We start from the raw sequence: 16,359 nt of genomic DNA, 5'->3' as shown, positions 1-16,359 counted from the left end.
CCACCGTAAACATTCAGCCCTAAACTACCAAAGTCCAATGGAATATGAAAACCATTACTTTTATTCTTTAACCTAAGCAAGTCAACTGTTCATCAAAACCGGTACACCTCAGTTCTCAGGTGTTTGCTTTTGAGTGGTCGTGGAGGGCTTTTGAGGTCTTGTTTCCATGATCATTGTTTTTGAGGTGAGTGAATGGAAACCCTCTCTTAATTTACTACTATTCTAGTCCACTTTTCGCTGAAGATTTACATACAGTGGTAAAAAGTTCATGAAACAACTCTTCACCATAAAGCTGGCGGGTACGTGAGATGGTGGAGTGCCAGGGCAGTTCTTCATCCATGTCATAGCCCAGGAAGTAAAGCATATCCAGGCGCATGGAAGCAGTATCGATGATGCGTCGATCAGAGAGCAGGTTTTCAAAGTAGCCGATCAACAGCAGTTTAAAAAACACCACCGGGTCAATGCTTTTCTGACCATCACGACCATAGTACTTTTTGGTTCGCACATATAGCCAATGCAGGTCCAGAGCCTCTTTGAGCCTGCGGTAAAAGTTGTGGGATGGAACACGGTCGGAGAGCTGAAAATGGGTGAACAGCTTCTCGGAGTAGTGCTTGCGGCCTTGCATGCCAAAAGATAATCAGCAACACGCTTCAATGCAAGCAGAGATGACGAAAGTTTTGTACGTTGTCCAACATGCACATGGTGTTTCTAAAACAGCGGCTGGATTGCAAATGCTGAACATTATATCTTTAATCATCAATAGAACATAGGTGGGGCTGAAGGAACACAGAATGCCGCTGCTTCAGAAACACGTCCTACGTTAGGCACCACTTTTTTGAAGACACAACTAACACTAACAGCAATTGCGATAATCCTTTCTTAATGCGGCAAAACGGGTGGCAAAGGACATGGAAAGCTTTTATCTGCTACAAAAGCCTTTTGTCGTGATGGCAAGAATTTCTTCCGCAGGAGGCCTATATTAATTTTAGAAAAACAACTTCAACTATAAATTGATAGTGAACACTTAGGACTATTGTATAAATGAAAGAAATTGTTTTCCTATTATGCACAATAAGTTTAGTTGTATTTTGTTCTGGATGAACATTAAAAAAATCTAGAAAAGGGGATTGAATTTGCGACGGTATTTTTTTCACTTAAATTGAAGCATGAAACATTCGATTCATTAGAAAAAACTTATGCAAACAATCACTACTAACCTAAATCACTCCTCAAAAATCAACCTACAATTTTCTTATTGCCATGCAATGCCCATATTGCTTTATGGGTTAATTTCATACTAAACGCGTAACAAAAAAATTGAACTATGGCGATTCCTGATTTTCCTAATGGCTTTGAGTCCTGGCAAAAAACACATTTTGAAGTAGTAGAGGTTTTGGTGTATATGCGCGAATTGGATGAAGACAAACAACCCAAAAATTTCGCGGAGTTGCAGGACCGGTCGGCAACCGACAAACTCTACAACCTTGCCCTTTATTTTACCAACAAATACGAAGAACAGACAAAAGGTAAAACTAGGGAACGCAGCCTGTTCGACGAAATTGAAGAATTCGTTTGGCAGGAAATCAAGCATGTATAACCGATTTTTTGCGATTAAGAACATGAGATTAGATAAATACGGTTGCAACTGCATATTCATCTTGCTACGGGTTGCATCGTTTAATGTGCAGTACCGAGGGGCTTTGCATAGAAATAAAACAACTAGCATTTGTGCGCTGCATGAAATGATCTTTTCAGCTGCTTGTTGCGGTGTTTTGTCATTTCATTTCCGCGTCGCTCCTTAGCTTTTTTTGCCACTTGCCAAAGCATTGATGCAACTAGATGCATCTGGTTGCTGGCTCCAAGCAGCACTCCGCAAAACTTTAACCCAACCATAAGGCGCTGGCAACGCACCACGGTATGTGAATTGCTCCTCAATAATAAAAAGCACAAAATGAGTAATACTGCCAAGCGAGTGGTGGTTGTAGGCGGCGGATTTGCCGGCATACATGTGATCAAAAAATTGCAATCAGATCAACGCTTTCACATAACCCTGGTGGATAAAAACAATTATCATTTTTTTCCACCCCTGCTCTACCAAGTGTCTACCGCTTTTATCGAGCCCTCCAATATCAGCTATCCCTTCCGGCGCATGTTCCAGGAAAAAGAAAACCTGCGCTTTCATATGGGCGAACTTGTCGCCGTCAGGCCCGAAACCAACACCATCGAAACAACGCATGGCATTTTGCCGTACGATTACCTGGTGTTGGCCTTGGGTACGGAAACGAATTATTTTGGCATGCAAAACGTGAAGGAGGCAGCCCTCCCGATGAAAACCATCGACGAAGCGCTTTCCCTGCGCAATACGCTTTTGCTGAACATGGAACAGGCAACGCGGGCCAAAAGCAAGGAAGACCGTGACCGACTGCTCAACATAGTTATTGCCGGCGGCGGGCCCACCGGCGTTGAAATGGCAGGCATGCTGGCCGAACTTGGCCGCAATGTGGCGGTGAAAGAATACCCCGAGATCCAGGATTTTGGCAGCCATCTTTACTTGGTGGATGCAGGCCCTACCCTATTGGGCCCGATGAGCGAAAAAGCGCAGGCCGAAGCGCTGGAGGTGTTGCAAAAGCTGGGCGTGCACGTTATTTTAAACACGGCCGTTAAAGATTACACCGAAGGCCGCGTGGTGCTGGCCAACGGCACCGTCATCGAAACCAATGCACTGATTTGGGCCTCGGGTGTGATAGCCCGCGAGGTGCCCGGCCTGCCCAAAGAACTGTTGGGCCGTGGCCGCAGGGTGCTGGTAGATGAGGTGAACCGCGTACAGGGCATACCCAATATTTTTGCGCTGGGCGATTTGTGTTTTCAAACCACCGACAAAGCTTTTCCTAATGGGCACCCACAAGTGGCGCAGGTGGCTATTCAGCAGGGCGAATTCCTGGCAAAAAATTTACGGCGGCTCGAGTCCAACGAAACGCTTCAGGCATTTGCGTACAACGACAAAGGCAGCATGGCCATTATTTCGAAATACAAGGCCGTGGCCGATTTGCCGAAGGTTTCCTTTAAAGGTTTTGCCGCCTGGCTGGTATGGCTGTTCATCCACATCATTCCGCTGGTGGGCTTCCGAAATAAACTGATGCTGGCGATGAGCTGGTTTTGGTCGTTCCTTACCAACGACCCCACTTTGCGGCTCATCATCCGGCCCGATAAAAAAGCGGAATCAACCAGCAACTCGGTGGCACATGCCAACCCAGTGGTGCAGCCGCTGGGCAACAAAGTGTAACACTGAATTGCTTTATAAATAAAAGCCGGCACGCCACTTCAATGTATGGTGTACCGGCTTTTTAGTTTTTGGCAAAATATGCGGCAGCTACTTTGAGGTTCCGTTCACTTCGTCGAGCGGGCGGCGGCGGGCCGCTCCTATTGTTTTAAAATGCGTTGGCGTGAGGCCTGTTACCTTTTTAAACTGGTTGGATAGATGCTGCACGCTGCTGTAACCCAGTTGCAACGCAATTTGCGACAGCGACAGCTCGCCGTAAACCAGCAGCTCCTTGGCCCGCTCTATTTTTTGTGCAATAAAATACTGCTCGATGGTCATCCCCTCCACCGATGAAAACAAGTGGCTCAGGTACGAATATTCGTGGTGCAGTTGCTTCGACAGGTAATCGGAAAGATTGTCCTGGATATCGTCCGGGTCTTGTGCCAGGCGGCGCAGCACCAGCTTTTTGATTTGTTCAATCAGGCGTGTTTTTTTATCGTCAATCAGTTCAAAACCTTCTTCGTGCAGCCGTTGCCGCAGTTGCTCCAGTTGTTCGGCGTCGGGTGGCTCCTGTAGCGGCACTTCGCCCAGCAACACCTGTTCGTGCCCAATGCCCAGTTCGGCCAGTATGCCGATAACCGATTTGATGCAGCGGTTGCACACCATGTTTTTTACATACAACACCATGAGGCTAAGGTAATGATTGGCGCAAACCCGGTGAATATGCAAGTTCCTAAAATGCAGTATCCGCCACCATTTCCCTTCCTCTTTTTCAAACCGTTATATTTGCCGCTATAACACTTCATTTTCATGATCAAGGTTGGCGTTTTCGGTACCGGGCACCTGGGCAAATTTCATTTGAACAACTGGAAAGAGCTTGAAGGCGTGGAATTGGTGGGCTTTTACGATCCACACGATGCCACGGCCGAGGCTGTAGCTGCCCAATACGGCTTGCGCCGCTACACCAGCGAAGACGAACTGATTGCCGCCGTTGATGCCATCGACGTGGTAACGCCTACCGACCAGCATTTTTCGGTGTGCGACCGCGCCATCCGCAACGGCAAACATGTGTTTGTAGAAAAACCCATGGCCAACACTATGAACGAGGCAGCCCAACTGGTTAAGCTGGTGAAGGAAAGCAATGTAAAACTGCAGGTAGGCCATGTAGAGCGGTTCAACCCGGCTTTTCTAGCTGCGCAAAACCTGGCGCTGTCGCCCATGTTTATTGAGGTGCACCGCCTGGCGCAATTCAACCCGCGGGGCACCGAGGTGAGCGTTATTCTCGACCTGATGATCCACGACATTGATGCTATTTTGTCGATTGTAAAAAGCGAGGTGCGTACTGTATCGGCTTCGGGTGTTGCGGTTTTAACCGACACACCGGATATTGCCAACGTCCGCATTGAGTTTCACAACGGCTGCGTGGCCAACCTTACCTCCAGCCGCATTTCGCTAAAGAAAATGCGCAAGATGCGCCTGTTTCAAAAAGACGCTTACATCGGCATCGACTTTTTGGAAAAGAAAACCGAGGTCATCAAGTTGAAAGAAGCCACCGATACCGGCACGTTTGATTTTGACATAGAAACACCGCAGGGCGTAAAAACCATTGCCATGGCTACGCCGCCGGTGCCCGAAGTAAATGCCATCAGGAAGGAACTGGAATCTTTTGCCGACGCCATCCGAAACAACACCGTGCCGGTGGTAAACGAAATTGACGGTTACCGCGCCATGGAAGTGGCCCACCAGATCTTAAGCAAAATCAATAAAGTATAGCGGCAATGACGCCATTCCGCAGCTATATCCGCAGCCACTGGTATGCGGTTTCCGACTTTGTAGCCGCACTGGCCGCCTGGCTCCTTTTTGATGTGCTACGCAAGGCGATGCTCAACGAAACCGTGCCGTTGGTCAACGGCTGGCATTTTGTGCTGTTCCTCCTTATTCCTTTTGGGTGGCTGGCCCTGTTTAGCCTCATGGGCGCTTATACCAAGCTGTATGCAAAATCACGGGCCAGCGAGTTGGCCAATACAATTGTTGGTTCCTTCCTCGGCACCATCGTGCTCTTTTTTGTACTGCTGGCCAACGATGTGTACAACTACAATTACAACTATTACTACACGGCTTTTGCTTCGCTTTTTGTGTTGCAAACCGGCTGCACGTTTGTAGGCCGGTTTATTTTGCTGTCCATAACCAAGCGCCAAATTGCCCAGGGCGTCATCTCCTTTCCGGCGGCCATCATCGGCCAACCTGAAGCGGCGCTCAACTTATATCACCTTACCAGCCGCAAGCTGGCGGTGGAAGGATATAGTGTAAAAGGATTCATCCCCGCCGAAGTATCGCCGGCGCAGAATGGCATGGCCTTCCTGGGCACACTGCCGAATCTGGAAGCGTTGGTGGACCAGCACCGCCTGCAACTGGTGCTGCTGGCACTTTCCAAACGGGAAGAAGACCAGATCGCCGACCTCGTTAGCCGCCTGAGTACTAAGGATGTGCACATCAGGCTACAACCGGATTTGCTCGATATTCTTTCGGGATCGGTAAAAACCGGCAACGTATTGACCGTGCCACTGGTGAACCTGAACGGCAACCCAATGGCGCCCTGGCAGCAGCATGTAAAGCGCCTGGTAGATGTGGTGCTGGCAGGCGGCGCACTCATTTTACTAATGCCGCTGATGATCTATGTGGCGCTTCGGGTAAATGCATCGTCGCCGGGCCCGGTGCTGTTCCGGCAGCAGCGCATTGGCTACCGCGGTCGCCCTTTTACTATGATCAAATTCCGAAGCATGTACCTCGGTGCTGAGGCCGATGGCCCTGCGTTGTCGTCCGACAATGATCCGCGCATCACACCATGGGGCCGCGTTATGCGCAAATGGCGCCTCGACGAATTGCCACAGCTTTGGAATGTACTGCGCGGCGATATGAGCCTGGTGGGCCCCCGTCCGGAGCGGGCTTTTTATATCAACCAGATTGTTGCGCAGTTTCCCTACTACAACTTTTTTTTCAAGGTAAAACCCGGCCTAACTTCCTGGGGTATGGTGCAGTTTGGCTACGCCGAAAACATCGAGGAAATGCTGGAGCGTGCCCGCTTCGACCTGGTTTATATTGAAAATGTGTCCTTGCTGCTCGATCTGAAGATCATGCTGCATACGCTGCGGATCATTTTTTTAGGCAAAGGAAAATGACAGTTTGCCATTGCGCTTCGCGTTTGCTTCATTTATCTACTTCGGCTGCAACATTCGTTCGCTATGTCCGCGGCAAAGCCTTTGCATGAAATAGCGTAACCGGTGAAAAAAACAGAACCGTTTTAAAGGCCATGCTGTATTTTGCTGCTTTACAATCTGACGCCTTGATAAACCAAACGGTCCATACTGCTTTTCGCTGCTGCGCTGCACGGCTTCGCAATTCCCGGTTTCTATTATTGCCTTTTGCATTGCTGCTGTTGCAGCAGGCGCAGGCACAATACTGGCAGCAACGGGTAGACTACCAACTGGAAGCTACCCTCAATGATACCAGCCGCACACTGGACGGATTTGCCACCATTAATTATTACAACAATTCGCCGGACACGCTGCGCTATATTCCTTTTCATCTTTGGCCCAATGCTTATAAAAATGATCAAACAGCACTGAGCGAACAGTTGCTGCGCATGGGGCAAACCGCCTTTTATTTTGCCGATAAAAACCAACGCGGCTACATCAACCGCCTTGATTTTAAAGTAAACGGTGCAAGGGTGCAGGTAGAGGCCCATCCGCAATATATTGATGTAGTTAGCCTGCTGCTGGAGGCGCCGCTGCCGCCGGGTGGCAACATCCGCATTACCACACCGTTTTTTGTAAAACTGCCCTTCAACTTTAGCCGCGGCGGGTATGATGGAAATTCATTTCAACTCACCCAGTGGTATCCCAAACCTGCTGTGTACGACCACAAAGGCTGGCACCCCATGCCGTATTTGCACCAAGGTGAGTTTTACAGCAATTTTGGAAAATTTGATGTGCGCATCACGCTGCCCGCAAAATACAAAGTGGCAGCTACGGGCTTGCTGCAGGAAATGGTTTTAACCAAACAAAACGGCACATCTGCGCCAATACCTGTTGCCAAAACCAAAAAAGCGGTTACACCTTCACGTAAGTCAGTGAGCAAAACAAAACCTGTCACTGCAAAAAGTAAAATTGCATTTACCGATACCTTGCCAACAGGCTTGCAAACGCTGCGCTATATGCAGGACAGCGTGCATGATTTTGCCCTGTTTGCAGCGCCCAATTACATTGTGCAAAAAGATACTTGCCGCTTGCCCTCGGGCCGGGTTATTTTGGTGCAATCCCTTTATACCGCGGCGCAGCAAAAAGTGTGGAACCAATCTATTGCCATGCTCAAAGAAGCGGTGCGCCATCGCAGCCAGCTCATTGGGGAATATCCCTTTGGCGTGGTAACGGCTGTGCAAGGGCCGGAAAGTTTTGGCGGCGGTATGGAGTATCCAACCATTACGGTCATTTCGCCACAGCAAGACCCGCTGATCCTTGCCGAACTGATTGGGCACGAAGTAGGACACAACTGGTTCCAGGGTATTCTTGCCTCTAATGAGCGGGCACATGCGTGGCTCGACGAGGGTTTGAACAGTTACTACGACCGGCGGCACCGAAGGGAAAAAGCCACCGGCAGTGCCCTAAATAAAAATGTACCCGACCTGGGCTTATTGCTAAACCGCGGCGAAGAATTGCTGCTGCAAACAAAAGTGCGGCAGAAGCTGGCGCAGCCAATCAATACCAAATCGGATGCCTTTAGCCCACTCAATTATTTGCTGGTTTCCTACACCAAAACGGCGCTTTGGCTCGAGAGCCTGGAAGCCCGCATTGGGCGGGACCAATTTGACAAAGCTATGCAGGCTTATTACAGCCAGTGGCAGTTTAAACACCCCTACCCCGAAGATTTTAGAAAAGTGCTGGAAGTGCAAACAGGACAGGATCTGCAATCATTCTTTGCCCACTTGGACGAAAAAAAAGTATTGAACGACACCGCCATGCGGGGCTTTAAAGTTGCATCCACGTTGGCGCCCAAAAGCATTGCTGCTTATTTGCGCCAGCCCACGCAAACTTTGCTGCTCATTTCGCCTGCGCTTGGGTATAACCGTTATGACCGTGTAATGGCCGGTGCACTGTTCACCAATTACAAAATTCCGCCGTCAAAGTTTCAATTTGCGGTAGTGCCGCTCTATGCATTTGGGTCAAAACAATTGAACGGGATTGGCCGGGCCGGCTACAACTGGTATACCGACGGCCGCATCCGCCGCACCGAGTTGTTCATGAACGCAGCGCGTTTTGCAAACAACAGTTTTGAACAAGAAAACGGCGCAAAACAAGTGGCGAGTTTCCTGAAAATTGCTCCAGGTATCCGGGCCACATTTAGGGAGCAAAGTCCGGCCAGCACACGGCGCACACAGGTGCATTGGAAAAGCTATTTTTTTCGCGAAGATGCATTTCGTTTTGGCAGGGATACGGTTTTTGGCAACGGCGATACCAGCATTTTTACTACTGCCCGCACTGTACAAGAAAGCCGTACCCTGCACCAGTTGCGGCTTACGTTGCAAGACCTTCGTGAATTGTACCCGTACAAAGCCGAAGTGCAGGTAGAGTTCGGCAAACAGTTTATCCGCCCCGCTATTACCGCACAATACTTTTTGAACTATGCCGGTGGCGGTGGATTGGACGCCCGGTTTTTTGGTGGCGCCTTGCTTTTTCCTAAAGGCCGAACCCTGCAACGCGAAATCGCAGCCGACCGCTATGGGTTGAACATGACCGGTCCCGACGGCTACCACGATTACACATACAATAACTATTTTATTGGCCGCAATGAATTTGAAGGATTTTCGAGCCAGCAAATTTTGATGCGGGATGGCGGGTTTAAAATGCGCACCGACCTGCTGGCCCAACCCGTAGGCCGCTCCGCAAAATGGCTGATGGCTATGAACTTTAGTTCATCCCTGCCCGACAAGATTAACCCGCTTTCGGTGCTGCCTTTTAAAATTCCGTTGCGTGTGTTTGCCGATGTGGGCACCTATGCCGAGGCCTGGAACGACCGGCAGGAAGGCTCCCGTTTTTTGTTTGATGCCGGCCTGCAGTTGCCGCTTTTTGGCGACCTGGTGCAGGTGTACCTGCCGCTCCTGTACAGCGCTCCGTTCCGCGATTACCAAAAAGCGTATATTCCGAAACAGCGCATGTTGAAAACGCTTTCGTTTTCCATCCAATTAAACCAACGGCCGCTGAACAAAGTATTTCGTGAAGTGGACCTATGAGCAGCGGGGCTAATATAAGGCACCTTAAACGGGCCGAAATTGACCCTACGAAGTGGGATGCCTGCATTGATGCATCACCTAATGGATTGGTGTATGCATATAGCTGGTACCTGGATGCCATGTGCGACCAATGGGATGGGCTGGTGCTGGATGATTATGCCGCAGTTATGTCTATACCGTGGCGAAAAAAATGGGGGATCAAATATGTGTACACGCCGGCGTTTGTGCAGCAGTTGGGACTCATCGGGAATATTGGGCAGCCGCTCTTAGCAATATTTTTGAGCCGCTTACCACAGATATGCTCATTTGGTGATTATCATTTAAATTTTGATAACCCTAACCCCAATCTTGTTGTACGGTCAAACTTTCTTTTGTCGCTCAATCAACAATACAGCACAATACAGAAAGGGTATAATAAGCATTTGCAACGCAATTTATCCCGTACCGTAAATAGTGGCTTGACTTACGAAAAGGATGACAATTTTAATAAAGCCATCACCAATTTTCGCAGCATATTTTCGCAGGACTTACCAGGAGTAAAAAAGCGCGACTATGATAATCTTACCCACTTCTGTGCGAACAATAAAAACTGGATTATTCGAAAGGTTATAGATAACAGCGGAGCAATTGTAGCAACAGCATTGATCTTAACGGCAAAAAACCGGTACTATTTGTTGCTGCCTGCAGTTACAGCCGCTGGCAGAGCTTTATCAGCCGGGCATTTTATGATTGATCAGTTCATACAGGAACACGCAGGCAGCAACGCCTTTCTCGATTTTGAGGGCTCAGACCTCCCCGGTGTAAAACGTTTTTATGCTTCTTTTGGTGGAGTCAACCAACCCTATTTCTTCCACCACTGGAATCATTTACCCATTCCACTTCGTTGGATAAAAAAATAGCAGCGAAAAAATCGCTGCTATTTTTATGTATATTTTTTTGTGCTAATTACACAATCAGCAATAAGTTTTACTTCTATTAATTCCAGATTAGCATAGCCAACGTTTCTACCTTTCCTTCACCAAACTTTTATCCAAAAATCCTTGCCGGATCATGCCTTCGGCAAACAGCAAATCGGCGGGGCGGGTAATTTTTATATTGTGCTCATCGCCAGGTACCAGCGATACTTTTAATCCAAATGCTTCCACCACTGTGGCTTCATCAGTGAAACGTTCTTTATAATCGATTTCAAAAGCGGGCAGTAAAATACGGCTGTGAAAAGTTTGTGGTGTTTGCACCAGCACCACGCGGTCGCGGTCCATCACCTCGTTGGTGTTTTCTTCGGCGTTCAGCAGCCGCACACTGTCGCGAACACGCACTGCAGGCACCGCACTGCCGGTTTCCAATGCATTTTCAAAACAGCGATGGATCAAATCAACCGTTACTAAACAGCGCACAGCATCGTGCACAAATACGATGGCATCTTTACCTACATGCCGCAAACCAGCCTGCACCGAATGAAAACGGGTTTCCCCACCCGATGTGATTTGTATGCGGGAGTAATCAAAGAATGCATCGATCACTTCTCGGCCCAGGTCGGTATAATCTTCGGGCAGTACCAACACGATGCGCAGGTCATCAAATGCATCCAAGAAAGTTTTCAGCGTATAATACAACACCGGCTTATCATGCAACATCAAAAACTGTTTTGGAATGGCGGCACCCATGCGCATTCCCGTACCCCCAGCAACAATCACGGCGTATTTCTGCATAAAAATTGTTTGTAGACCGGGACAAATGTAGCTTTAACCACAACCCCCGACATGGTGCAAATTAGCAAGAAAATTTATTTGGCAGCGACCGCATTCGTGCTGCTGTGCGGTTGCGCAAAAAAAGAGCCGCCGCAAACCCCGCCGCTGTTGCAATTGCGGCAAATTGGGCAGTTGGCTACCGCCGAAATGGAAGTTTCGAAAGTGGTGCGGGCCCGTGATGAAGACACCTGGTATAAGCTGGGCGAACGGCGCATGCTCATCACCTGCCGGGCCCGCATCAAAGCCGGTGTAAACCTGGAGCAATTGAAAGAAATGGACGTGGTGCAACAGGGTGGCAGCATCCTCATCAAGCTGCCGCCGCCACAGATCATTTCTTTTTCGATGCCGCCGGAAGCCATCCGTGTTTCGTATACCGATATCGGTCATTTTCGCGACCCGTTTTCGCAAACCGAAACCAACGCCATTATGAAACAGGCCGAAAGCCAGATTCGCCGGCATGCCGATAGCCTGGATATACTGGCCAGGGCAAAAGCTGGCGCCATTACTTTTGTTACCCGCTTTTTTGTGCAGGCAGGGTTTGAAGAAGTGATCGTTGAATAATACAAGGCAATTAATTTTTGAAAAACATTTCGCTGGAACAGCACTCACCGATAAGCCGAAGCATGAAGAGAATTTTGATCAATGTTGTTTTACTCGTTGTACTGGTCGCCGGCAGCTGGTGGTTGCTGCAACGGGCAGCCATACAGCCATTAAGGGAAATGTTTCGCAGCAAACCAATTGTGGTAGATGAGTCGCCGTTGCTGGTACAAAACATTAGGGAGCTGGCGCAATTGATGACCATTGAATACTACGATGAAGTGGTGGCCGATAGCAGCCGCGGCGCTGCACTGTTGCCGTTTCCACCCTACATTATTCCGGCCCGCCAATCGTTGGTATTGGTGGTAAAAGGCAGGCTGCTGGCCGGCATTGATTTGCAGCAACTGGACACCAGTCATATCCGCATTTACAACGACACCATCAGCATAGTGCTGCCCAAAGCGGAAGTGTTGGAAGTAGAAGTAAATCCTTCAGGGATTGAAACTTTTTCTGAAAAAGGAGAATGGAGCCAGCGTGCCGTTGCGGCCCTTACCGCCAAGGCAAGAGACCAGATGCTGCGCAATGCAGCAGCACAAGGAGTCCTGCGCCGTGCTGATGAAAAAGGAAAACAGTTGGTGGAGCAACTGCTGTTGTATGCGGGCTATAAAAATGTGGTGGTGATAACGCCGGATCTTGATTGAGGTTTTGAAGATTAGAATTGCAATTGCGTAGCCCGTCATTGCGCGGCGCAGCAGATGTTTAGTGGCAGAAATAATTCATGCGCCGAAGCAATCTCCAGCAACAAAAAAATATATGCAACAATTGCTTGGTAGTGAGTAAAAAGGGGGGTTGCTTCGGCGCGGAAAATGTTGATTGTTCAAGCCACCTAATCGCCTCGCACTGATGGAGCACATAACATTCTACTCCCGCCGCTTGCCACGCAATGCCAGATAATACAGCGGAATACCGAGCAACACAATGATCAATCCAGGCCAGGTAAACTTTGGCTTGTAAAACACCAGCAAAATACAAAAGGTTAAACCCATGGCGATGTACAGTGCGGGCAGCACCGGGTAACCTATAGCCTTGTACGGCCGTGGCGCTTCGGGGCGCTGCTTGCGGAGTAAAAAGATACCGGCAATAGTGAGCATATAAAAAATCACCACCACAAACGAAACCATATCCAGCAGGTCGCCGTAGCGGCCGCTGAGGCATAAAATGGCCGCCACCACGCATTGTGCCCAAAGTGCCCACTCAGGTACCGCATTCTTGTTGAGCGTACCAGCTTTTTGAAAAAACAAGCCGTCGTTGGCCATGGAGTAATACACACGTGCACCGGCCAGGATCAGTCCGTTGTTACAGCCAAAAGTCGAAATCATGATCATGATGGCGATGACATAGGTGCCGATGTTGCCGAAGATGGCATTGGCTGCAGATACTGCTACCCTATCGGCGGGCGCCGTGGCAATGCCGCTCAACGGCAGCACAGCGAGGTACATAAAATTGGCAGCCACGTAAATAACGGTAACGATGAGGGTACCCAAAAACAAGCTGAGGCCAATATTGCGTTGCGGGTTTTTGATTTCACCGGCAATAAAGGTTACGTTGTTCCATGCATCCGAGCTGAATATGGAACCAACCATGCTGGCGGCAATAGCGCCCAGTGCCGCAATGCCCAGCACGGTGCCAATGTTTCCATCGGCGCTGATCGATTTCATGGTCCAAGCATCGGCCCAATTGGCATTCCAAACATCGGTATCAAAGGCCAGTATAAAACCAAAAAGGATTAAGCCAAATAGCGACACCAATTTGGTTACGGTAAATGTTGTTTGGATCAGTTTGCCTTCTTTAACTCCTCGGGTATTGATCCACGTTAGTAACACAATGAGTGCAATGGAAACAAGTTGTGCCGGGTAAACTTTTAGCCAGCCCAGGTCCATCAAAATGTTAGCGTCGGTCATTTCCAGCGCGGGAATAAAATAGCCGGCAAACTTGGAAAAAGCAACGCCCACTGCGGCAATGGTGCCGGTTTGAATGACCGAGAAAAAACTCCAGCCATACAAGAATCCAATAAGTGGATTATACGCTTCTTTAAGGTAGACATACTGCCCCCCTGCGCGGGGAAACATGGCGCTCAGTTCGCCATAGCTCAGCGCAGCAGTAAGGGTCATAAAACCGGTAATGAGCCAAACAGCAATCAGCCAGCCGGCACTGCCTACGTTGCGGGTAATGTCGGCACTCACAATAAAAATACCCGAGCCAATCATGGAGCCCGCCACAATCATCGTGGCATCGAGCAGGCCCAGCGACCGCTTGAAATGGGTTTCTTTTTCGGCAGTTGCGGGCACGGTAGCAGTTTGCGGCATAACCAGTTTAGTTTGGGCGTCAAGATAAGGAAATGTGGGCAGCGCCTTGGTACCAAATTGCTGTGCGCTTTGCCGGATGAAATTGCAGTAGCTACACTGCTCCACAAAGAACAGGAAGATGAACGGAGCGTCGCAACAGGTGTTGCACAAAGTTGATCGGGCCGGAAACAAAAAAGCCGCTGCATAGTGCAGCTGCTTTTACAAACAGTTTGTATAGAATGGCGTACAATTACTTTTTACTATACCCGGCGTTCAGGCCTTTTACCACATCATCGGTGATGTTGTATGCCGTATCGCGGAAATAAAACAGGCCGGGCTCGTATGCAAAAATGTATGAGTAGTTTTTGTTGTTGTTATAGGTTTTGAGGTAGTCTTCGATGCGGGTTTTCACATCACGCATTTTGCGCATATAAAAATCCTGGTACTCCTGGTCAAGCGCGGCTTTGCGGTTCTGCATGTTCTGCTGCATCTGCATCATATCGCGGGTGGCCATTTCGCTTTGCACCTGGCTCATGGTAGCGGCTTGTCCCTGGTATTGTGCAGCTTTGTCGCGGTAGGTTTTTTCGAGGCGTGCCAATTCGGTGTTGATGGCTTCTTCCTTGCGGGCCAGTTCGCCTTTTACATCTTTCACCATCGAGAAGGATGCTTCCAGAGAATCCATTTCGAAATAAGCAATCCGGAATTCTTTAGCGGCCGGCGCAGCATCGGTGCTCACAGCAGCTTTTGGTGTTTCTTTTTTGCCGGAAGAAAAATGCAGGTAAAACAGCACACCTACCAATACTAACAGCACAACGTTTAACAGGAGTAATCCGCGATTCATTTTTTGCAAAATTGTTGTGCAAAGAAAAGGGCAAAAGGGTATTCGACGCCGAAACGGCCCGGCTTTTATGAAACATTTACAGCGAGGTACAGCTTTTGATAAACGTTTAGAAAAAAATCGTTATGGGAATCATCAGTTGGATTTTATTGGGCCTGGTTGCCGGTGCACTGGCAAAGGCCATTCGCCCGGGCCGCGACCCACAGGGCTGTATCGTTACCATGATCATTGGCATTGTAGGCGCCGTGCTGGGCGGCTGGATCGCCACTATGTTTGGCTGGGGCCGTGTAGATGGATTTAACGTGTACAGCCTGCTGGTAGCCACTGGTGGCGCCGTGCTGGCATTGGCCATTTGGGCAGCAGTTACGGGTAACCGGCGCAGGGATATCTAAGCTTTGTCCTAAACAATTATTGCAAGCCGGGTAAGGCCGCATTGAAATATTGTTTTAGGCTCATTGCTTTCTAATAGAACCACGGCAGTGGCTGCATTTTATTTTGTATAAACAAATTGCAGCCGGCGCCGTGGTTTGTTTTTTGGGTAATAAAAAATCCCCTCACTTTTTGGTGAGGGGACTAAAAGTATAAGGCGTTGAGTTGTCTTCTTGTTTAGGGTTTTCTTAGTACGGACGCCTTTGCTTTTCTAGGGTTGGAATAGTTTTCTTCGGAACGGCGGATCAAAAACGGGCTCTTTTCAAGGATAGATTGGATACTGGTTTTTCGAAAAAATAGAAGTTGACTGATACTGGATTTTGATTTTAGTTTTTCTGGGAACTGGATTCTGGTCTTTTTGGATTTGGACTTTGCTTTTTGGTTTTTTTCAGGATCTGGATCAATTTTGTCTTGTGGACGGTTCTTTGGATTTGGATTGGATTTGGTCTTTTCTTGGATACTGGTAGATTGATGTGCATCAATCAACTTCTGCCACAAAAGTAGGAGTATCAGCTCATCCATACAATCGCGATTATGCCCTAATTTTTTCTTATGGAAAATACTTAGTGCACGTACAACCTCCTACCGGCGTGGGTTTCGGGCATCGTTGTTATTCTTCGTACAAATACGATTACAATATTTTTGCTATTCATTCCTCATTGCACCTCAATGGATGGGCTTGTTATTGACAGGCTATTTTCCGATAAATTAAAACACTAAGTATTTTCCTGTACCACATTAAATTTTTATTGCAGATGCGCACCAACCAGCTGGCTATTTTACCAATAATAACATGCAACAACATGCATTCATTTTAAATAAAATGTCCGCCAAACGATAGACTCACGGGCATGTACATGCGCAAAAGTGAAAGCGCATATGATCGCTGCAATATTTTTTTATATAAAAAAAGAACC

General features: G+C 48.4%; 15 protein-coding genes. 9 read left to right on the top strand and 6 right to left on the bottom strand.

The window, feature by feature from the left end; genetic code table 11:
- Positions 1-217: 217 nt before the first annotated feature.
- Entirely contained in the window at positions 218-625 is a 408-nt protein-coding gene (locus DRJ53_RS07790) for a transposase (protein ID WP_241558492.1), read from the bottom strand.
- A gap of 699 nt (positions 626-1,324) precedes the next feature.
- Between DRJ53_RS07790 and DRJ53_RS07785 the strand changes: the two genes are divergently transcribed.
- Positions 1,325-1,597 carry a hypothetical protein gene (locus DRJ53_RS07785; protein ID WP_114235035.1) on the top strand — a complete coding sequence of 91 codons (273 nt, stop codon included), beginning with the start codon at positions 1,325-1,327 and terminating at the stop codon, positions 1,595-1,597.
- A 354-nt stretch (positions 1,598-1,951) separates the two neighbouring features.
- A complete protein-coding gene (locus DRJ53_RS07780; protein ID WP_114235034.1) occupies positions 1,952-3,283 on the top strand; it encodes an NAD(P)/FAD-dependent oxidoreductase in 1,332 nt (443 codons plus the stop codon).
- A gap of 87 nt (positions 3,284-3,370) precedes the next feature.
- On the opposite strand, the gene DRJ53_RS07775 is transcribed toward DRJ53_RS07780, so the two are convergent.
- Complete coding sequence (locus DRJ53_RS07775; protein WP_114235033.1) at positions 3,371-3,946, bottom strand: helix-turn-helix domain-containing protein; 576 nt, start codon at positions 3,944-3,946, stop codon at positions 3,371-3,373.
- Positions 3,947-4,069: 123 nt separating this feature from the next.
- On the opposite strand from DRJ53_RS07775, the gene DRJ53_RS07770 reads away from it, so the two are divergent.
- The 4 genes from DRJ53_RS07770 to DRJ53_RS07750 all read left to right on the top strand — a co-directional run bounded on the left by DRJ53_RS07770 (position 4,070) and on the right by DRJ53_RS07750 (position 10,444).
- Complete coding sequence (locus DRJ53_RS07770; RefSeq protein ID WP_114235032.1) at positions 4,070-5,032, top strand: Gfo/Idh/MocA family protein; 963 nt, start codon at positions 4,070-4,072, stop codon at positions 5,030-5,032.
- 5 nt (positions 5,033-5,037) lie between these two features.
- On the top strand, positions 5,038-6,438 hold the full coding sequence (locus DRJ53_RS07765; RefSeq protein ID WP_114235031.1) for a sugar transferase: 1,401 nt from the start codon (positions 5,038-5,040) through the stop codon (positions 6,436-6,438).
- A 236-nt stretch (positions 6,439-6,674) separates the two neighbouring features.
- Positions 6,675-9,545: a M1 family metallopeptidase gene (locus tag DRJ53_RS07755; protein ID WP_123893427.1), complete on the top strand. Its 2,871-nt coding sequence runs from the start codon at positions 6,675-6,677 to the stop codon at positions 9,543-9,545.
- Complete coding sequence (locus tag DRJ53_RS07750; RefSeq protein ID WP_114235028.1) at positions 9,542-10,444, top strand: hypothetical protein; 903 nt, start codon at positions 9,542-9,544, stop codon at positions 10,442-10,444. The genes DRJ53_RS07755 and DRJ53_RS07750 overlap by 4 nt, the downstream gene beginning before the upstream one ends.
- Positions 10,445-10,549: 105 nt before the next feature.
- On the opposite strand, the gene DRJ53_RS07745 is transcribed toward DRJ53_RS07750, so the two are convergent.
- The gene (locus DRJ53_RS07745) at positions 10,550-11,254 is read right to left on the bottom strand and encodes a 2-C-methyl-D-erythritol 4-phosphate cytidylyltransferase (protein WP_114235027.1); all 705 of its coding nucleotides are present in this window, start codon (positions 11,252-11,254) and stop codon (positions 10,550-10,552) included.
- Positions 11,255-11,305: 51 nt separating this feature from the next.
- Here DRJ53_RS07745 and DRJ53_RS07740 point away from each other — a divergent pair, with 51 nt between their 5' ends.
- Both DRJ53_RS07740 and DRJ53_RS07735 read left to right on the top strand, forming a co-directional pair.
- Complete coding sequence (locus tag DRJ53_RS07740) at positions 11,306-11,854, top strand: DUF4230 domain-containing protein (protein ID WP_114235026.1); 549 nt, start codon at positions 11,306-11,308, stop codon at positions 11,852-11,854.
- Between the two features lie 62 nt (positions 11,855-11,916).
- Positions 11,917-12,531 (top strand): DUF4230 domain-containing protein, encoded by a 615-nt coding sequence (locus DRJ53_RS07735; protein WP_114235025.1) that lies wholly within the window; start codon positions 11,917-11,919, stop codon positions 12,529-12,531.
- A gap of 219 nt (positions 12,532-12,750) precedes the next feature.
- On the opposite strand, the gene DRJ53_RS07730 is transcribed toward DRJ53_RS07735, so the two are convergent.
- On the bottom strand, positions 12,751-14,196 hold the full coding sequence (locus DRJ53_RS07730) for an APC family permease (RefSeq protein ID WP_114235057.1): 1,446 nt from the start codon (positions 14,194-14,196) through the stop codon (positions 12,751-12,753).
- 229 nt (positions 14,197-14,425) lie between these two features.
- Entirely contained in the window at positions 14,426-15,016 is a 591-nt protein-coding gene (locus tag DRJ53_RS07725; RefSeq protein ID WP_114235024.1) for an OmpH/Skp family outer membrane protein, read from the bottom strand.
- Between the two features lie 122 nt (positions 15,017-15,138).
- On the opposite strand from DRJ53_RS07725, the gene DRJ53_RS07720 reads away from it, so the two are divergent.
- Positions 15,139-15,405, top strand: coding sequence for a GlsB/YeaQ/YmgE family stress response membrane protein (locus DRJ53_RS07720; RefSeq protein ID WP_114235023.1), 267 nt, complete (start codon positions 15,139-15,141; stop codon positions 15,403-15,405).
- Positions 15,406-15,619: 214 nt separating this feature from the next.
- Here DRJ53_RS07720 and DRJ53_RS07715 read toward each other — a convergent pair whose 3' ends face one another.
- A complete protein-coding gene (locus DRJ53_RS07715) occupies positions 15,620-15,964 on the bottom strand; it encodes a hypothetical protein (protein WP_114235022.1) in 345 nt (114 codons plus the stop codon).
- Positions 15,965-16,359: the final 395 nt, after the last annotated feature.

Origin of the sequence: Paracnuella aquatica, from assembly GCF_003332885.2 — a bacterium.
In the GTDB taxonomy this organism is placed as follows: Bacteria; Bacteroidota; Bacteroidia; order Chitinophagales; family Chitinophagaceae; genus Flavisolibacter; species Flavisolibacter aquaticus.
This window is presented reverse-complemented; position numbering and strand designations above follow the sequence as displayed.

What these genes read in the sequence shown, in the direction of transcription:
- DRJ53_RS07790 (WP_241558492.1), bottom strand. Translation starts at nt 625, where the DNA reads ATGCAAGGCCGCAAGCACTACTCCGAGAAGCTGTTCACCCATTTTCAG.
- DRJ53_RS07785 (WP_114235035.1), top strand. Translation starts at nt 1,325, where the DNA reads ATGGCGATTCCTGATTTTCCTAATGGCTTTGAGTCCTGGCAAAAAACA.
- DRJ53_RS07780 (WP_114235034.1), top strand. Translation starts at nt 1,952, where the DNA reads ATGAGTAATACTGCCAAGCGAGTGGTGGTTGTAGGCGGCGGATTTGCC.
- DRJ53_RS07775 (WP_114235033.1), bottom strand. Translation starts at nt 3,946, where the DNA reads ATGGTGTTGTATGTAAAAAACATGGTGTGCAACCGCTGCATCAAATCG.
- DRJ53_RS07770 (WP_114235032.1), top strand. Translation starts at nt 4,070, where the DNA reads ATGATCAAGGTTGGCGTTTTCGGTACCGGGCACCTGGGCAAATTTCAT.
- DRJ53_RS07765 (WP_114235031.1), top strand. Translation starts at nt 5,038, where the DNA reads ATGACGCCATTCCGCAGCTATATCCGCAGCCACTGGTATGCGGTTTCC.
- DRJ53_RS07750 (WP_114235028.1), top strand. Translation starts at nt 9,542, where the DNA reads ATGAGCAGCGGGGCTAATATAAGGCACCTTAAACGGGCCGAAATTGAC.
- DRJ53_RS07745 (WP_114235027.1), bottom strand. Translation starts at nt 11,254, where the DNA reads ATGCAGAAATACGCCGTGATTGTTGCTGGGGGTACGGGAATGCGCATG.
- DRJ53_RS07740 (WP_114235026.1), top strand. Translation starts at nt 11,306, where the DNA reads ATGGTGCAAATTAGCAAGAAAATTTATTTGGCAGCGACCGCATTCGTG.
- DRJ53_RS07735 (WP_114235025.1), top strand. Translation starts at nt 11,917, where the DNA reads ATGAAGAGAATTTTGATCAATGTTGTTTTACTCGTTGTACTGGTCGCC.
- DRJ53_RS07730 (WP_114235057.1), bottom strand. Translation starts at nt 14,196, where the DNA reads ATGCCGCAAACTGCTACCGTGCCCGCAACTGCCGAAAAAGAAACCCAT.
- DRJ53_RS07725 (WP_114235024.1), bottom strand. Translation starts at nt 15,016, where the DNA reads ATGAATCGCGGATTACTCCTGTTAAACGTTGTGCTGTTAGTATTGGTA.
- DRJ53_RS07720 (WP_114235023.1), top strand. Translation starts at nt 15,139, where the DNA reads ATGGGAATCATCAGTTGGATTTTATTGGGCCTGGTTGCCGGTGCACTG.
- DRJ53_RS07715 (WP_114235022.1), bottom strand. Translation starts at nt 15,964, where the DNA reads ATGGATGAGCTGATACTCCTACTTTTGTGGCAGAAGTTGATTGATGCA.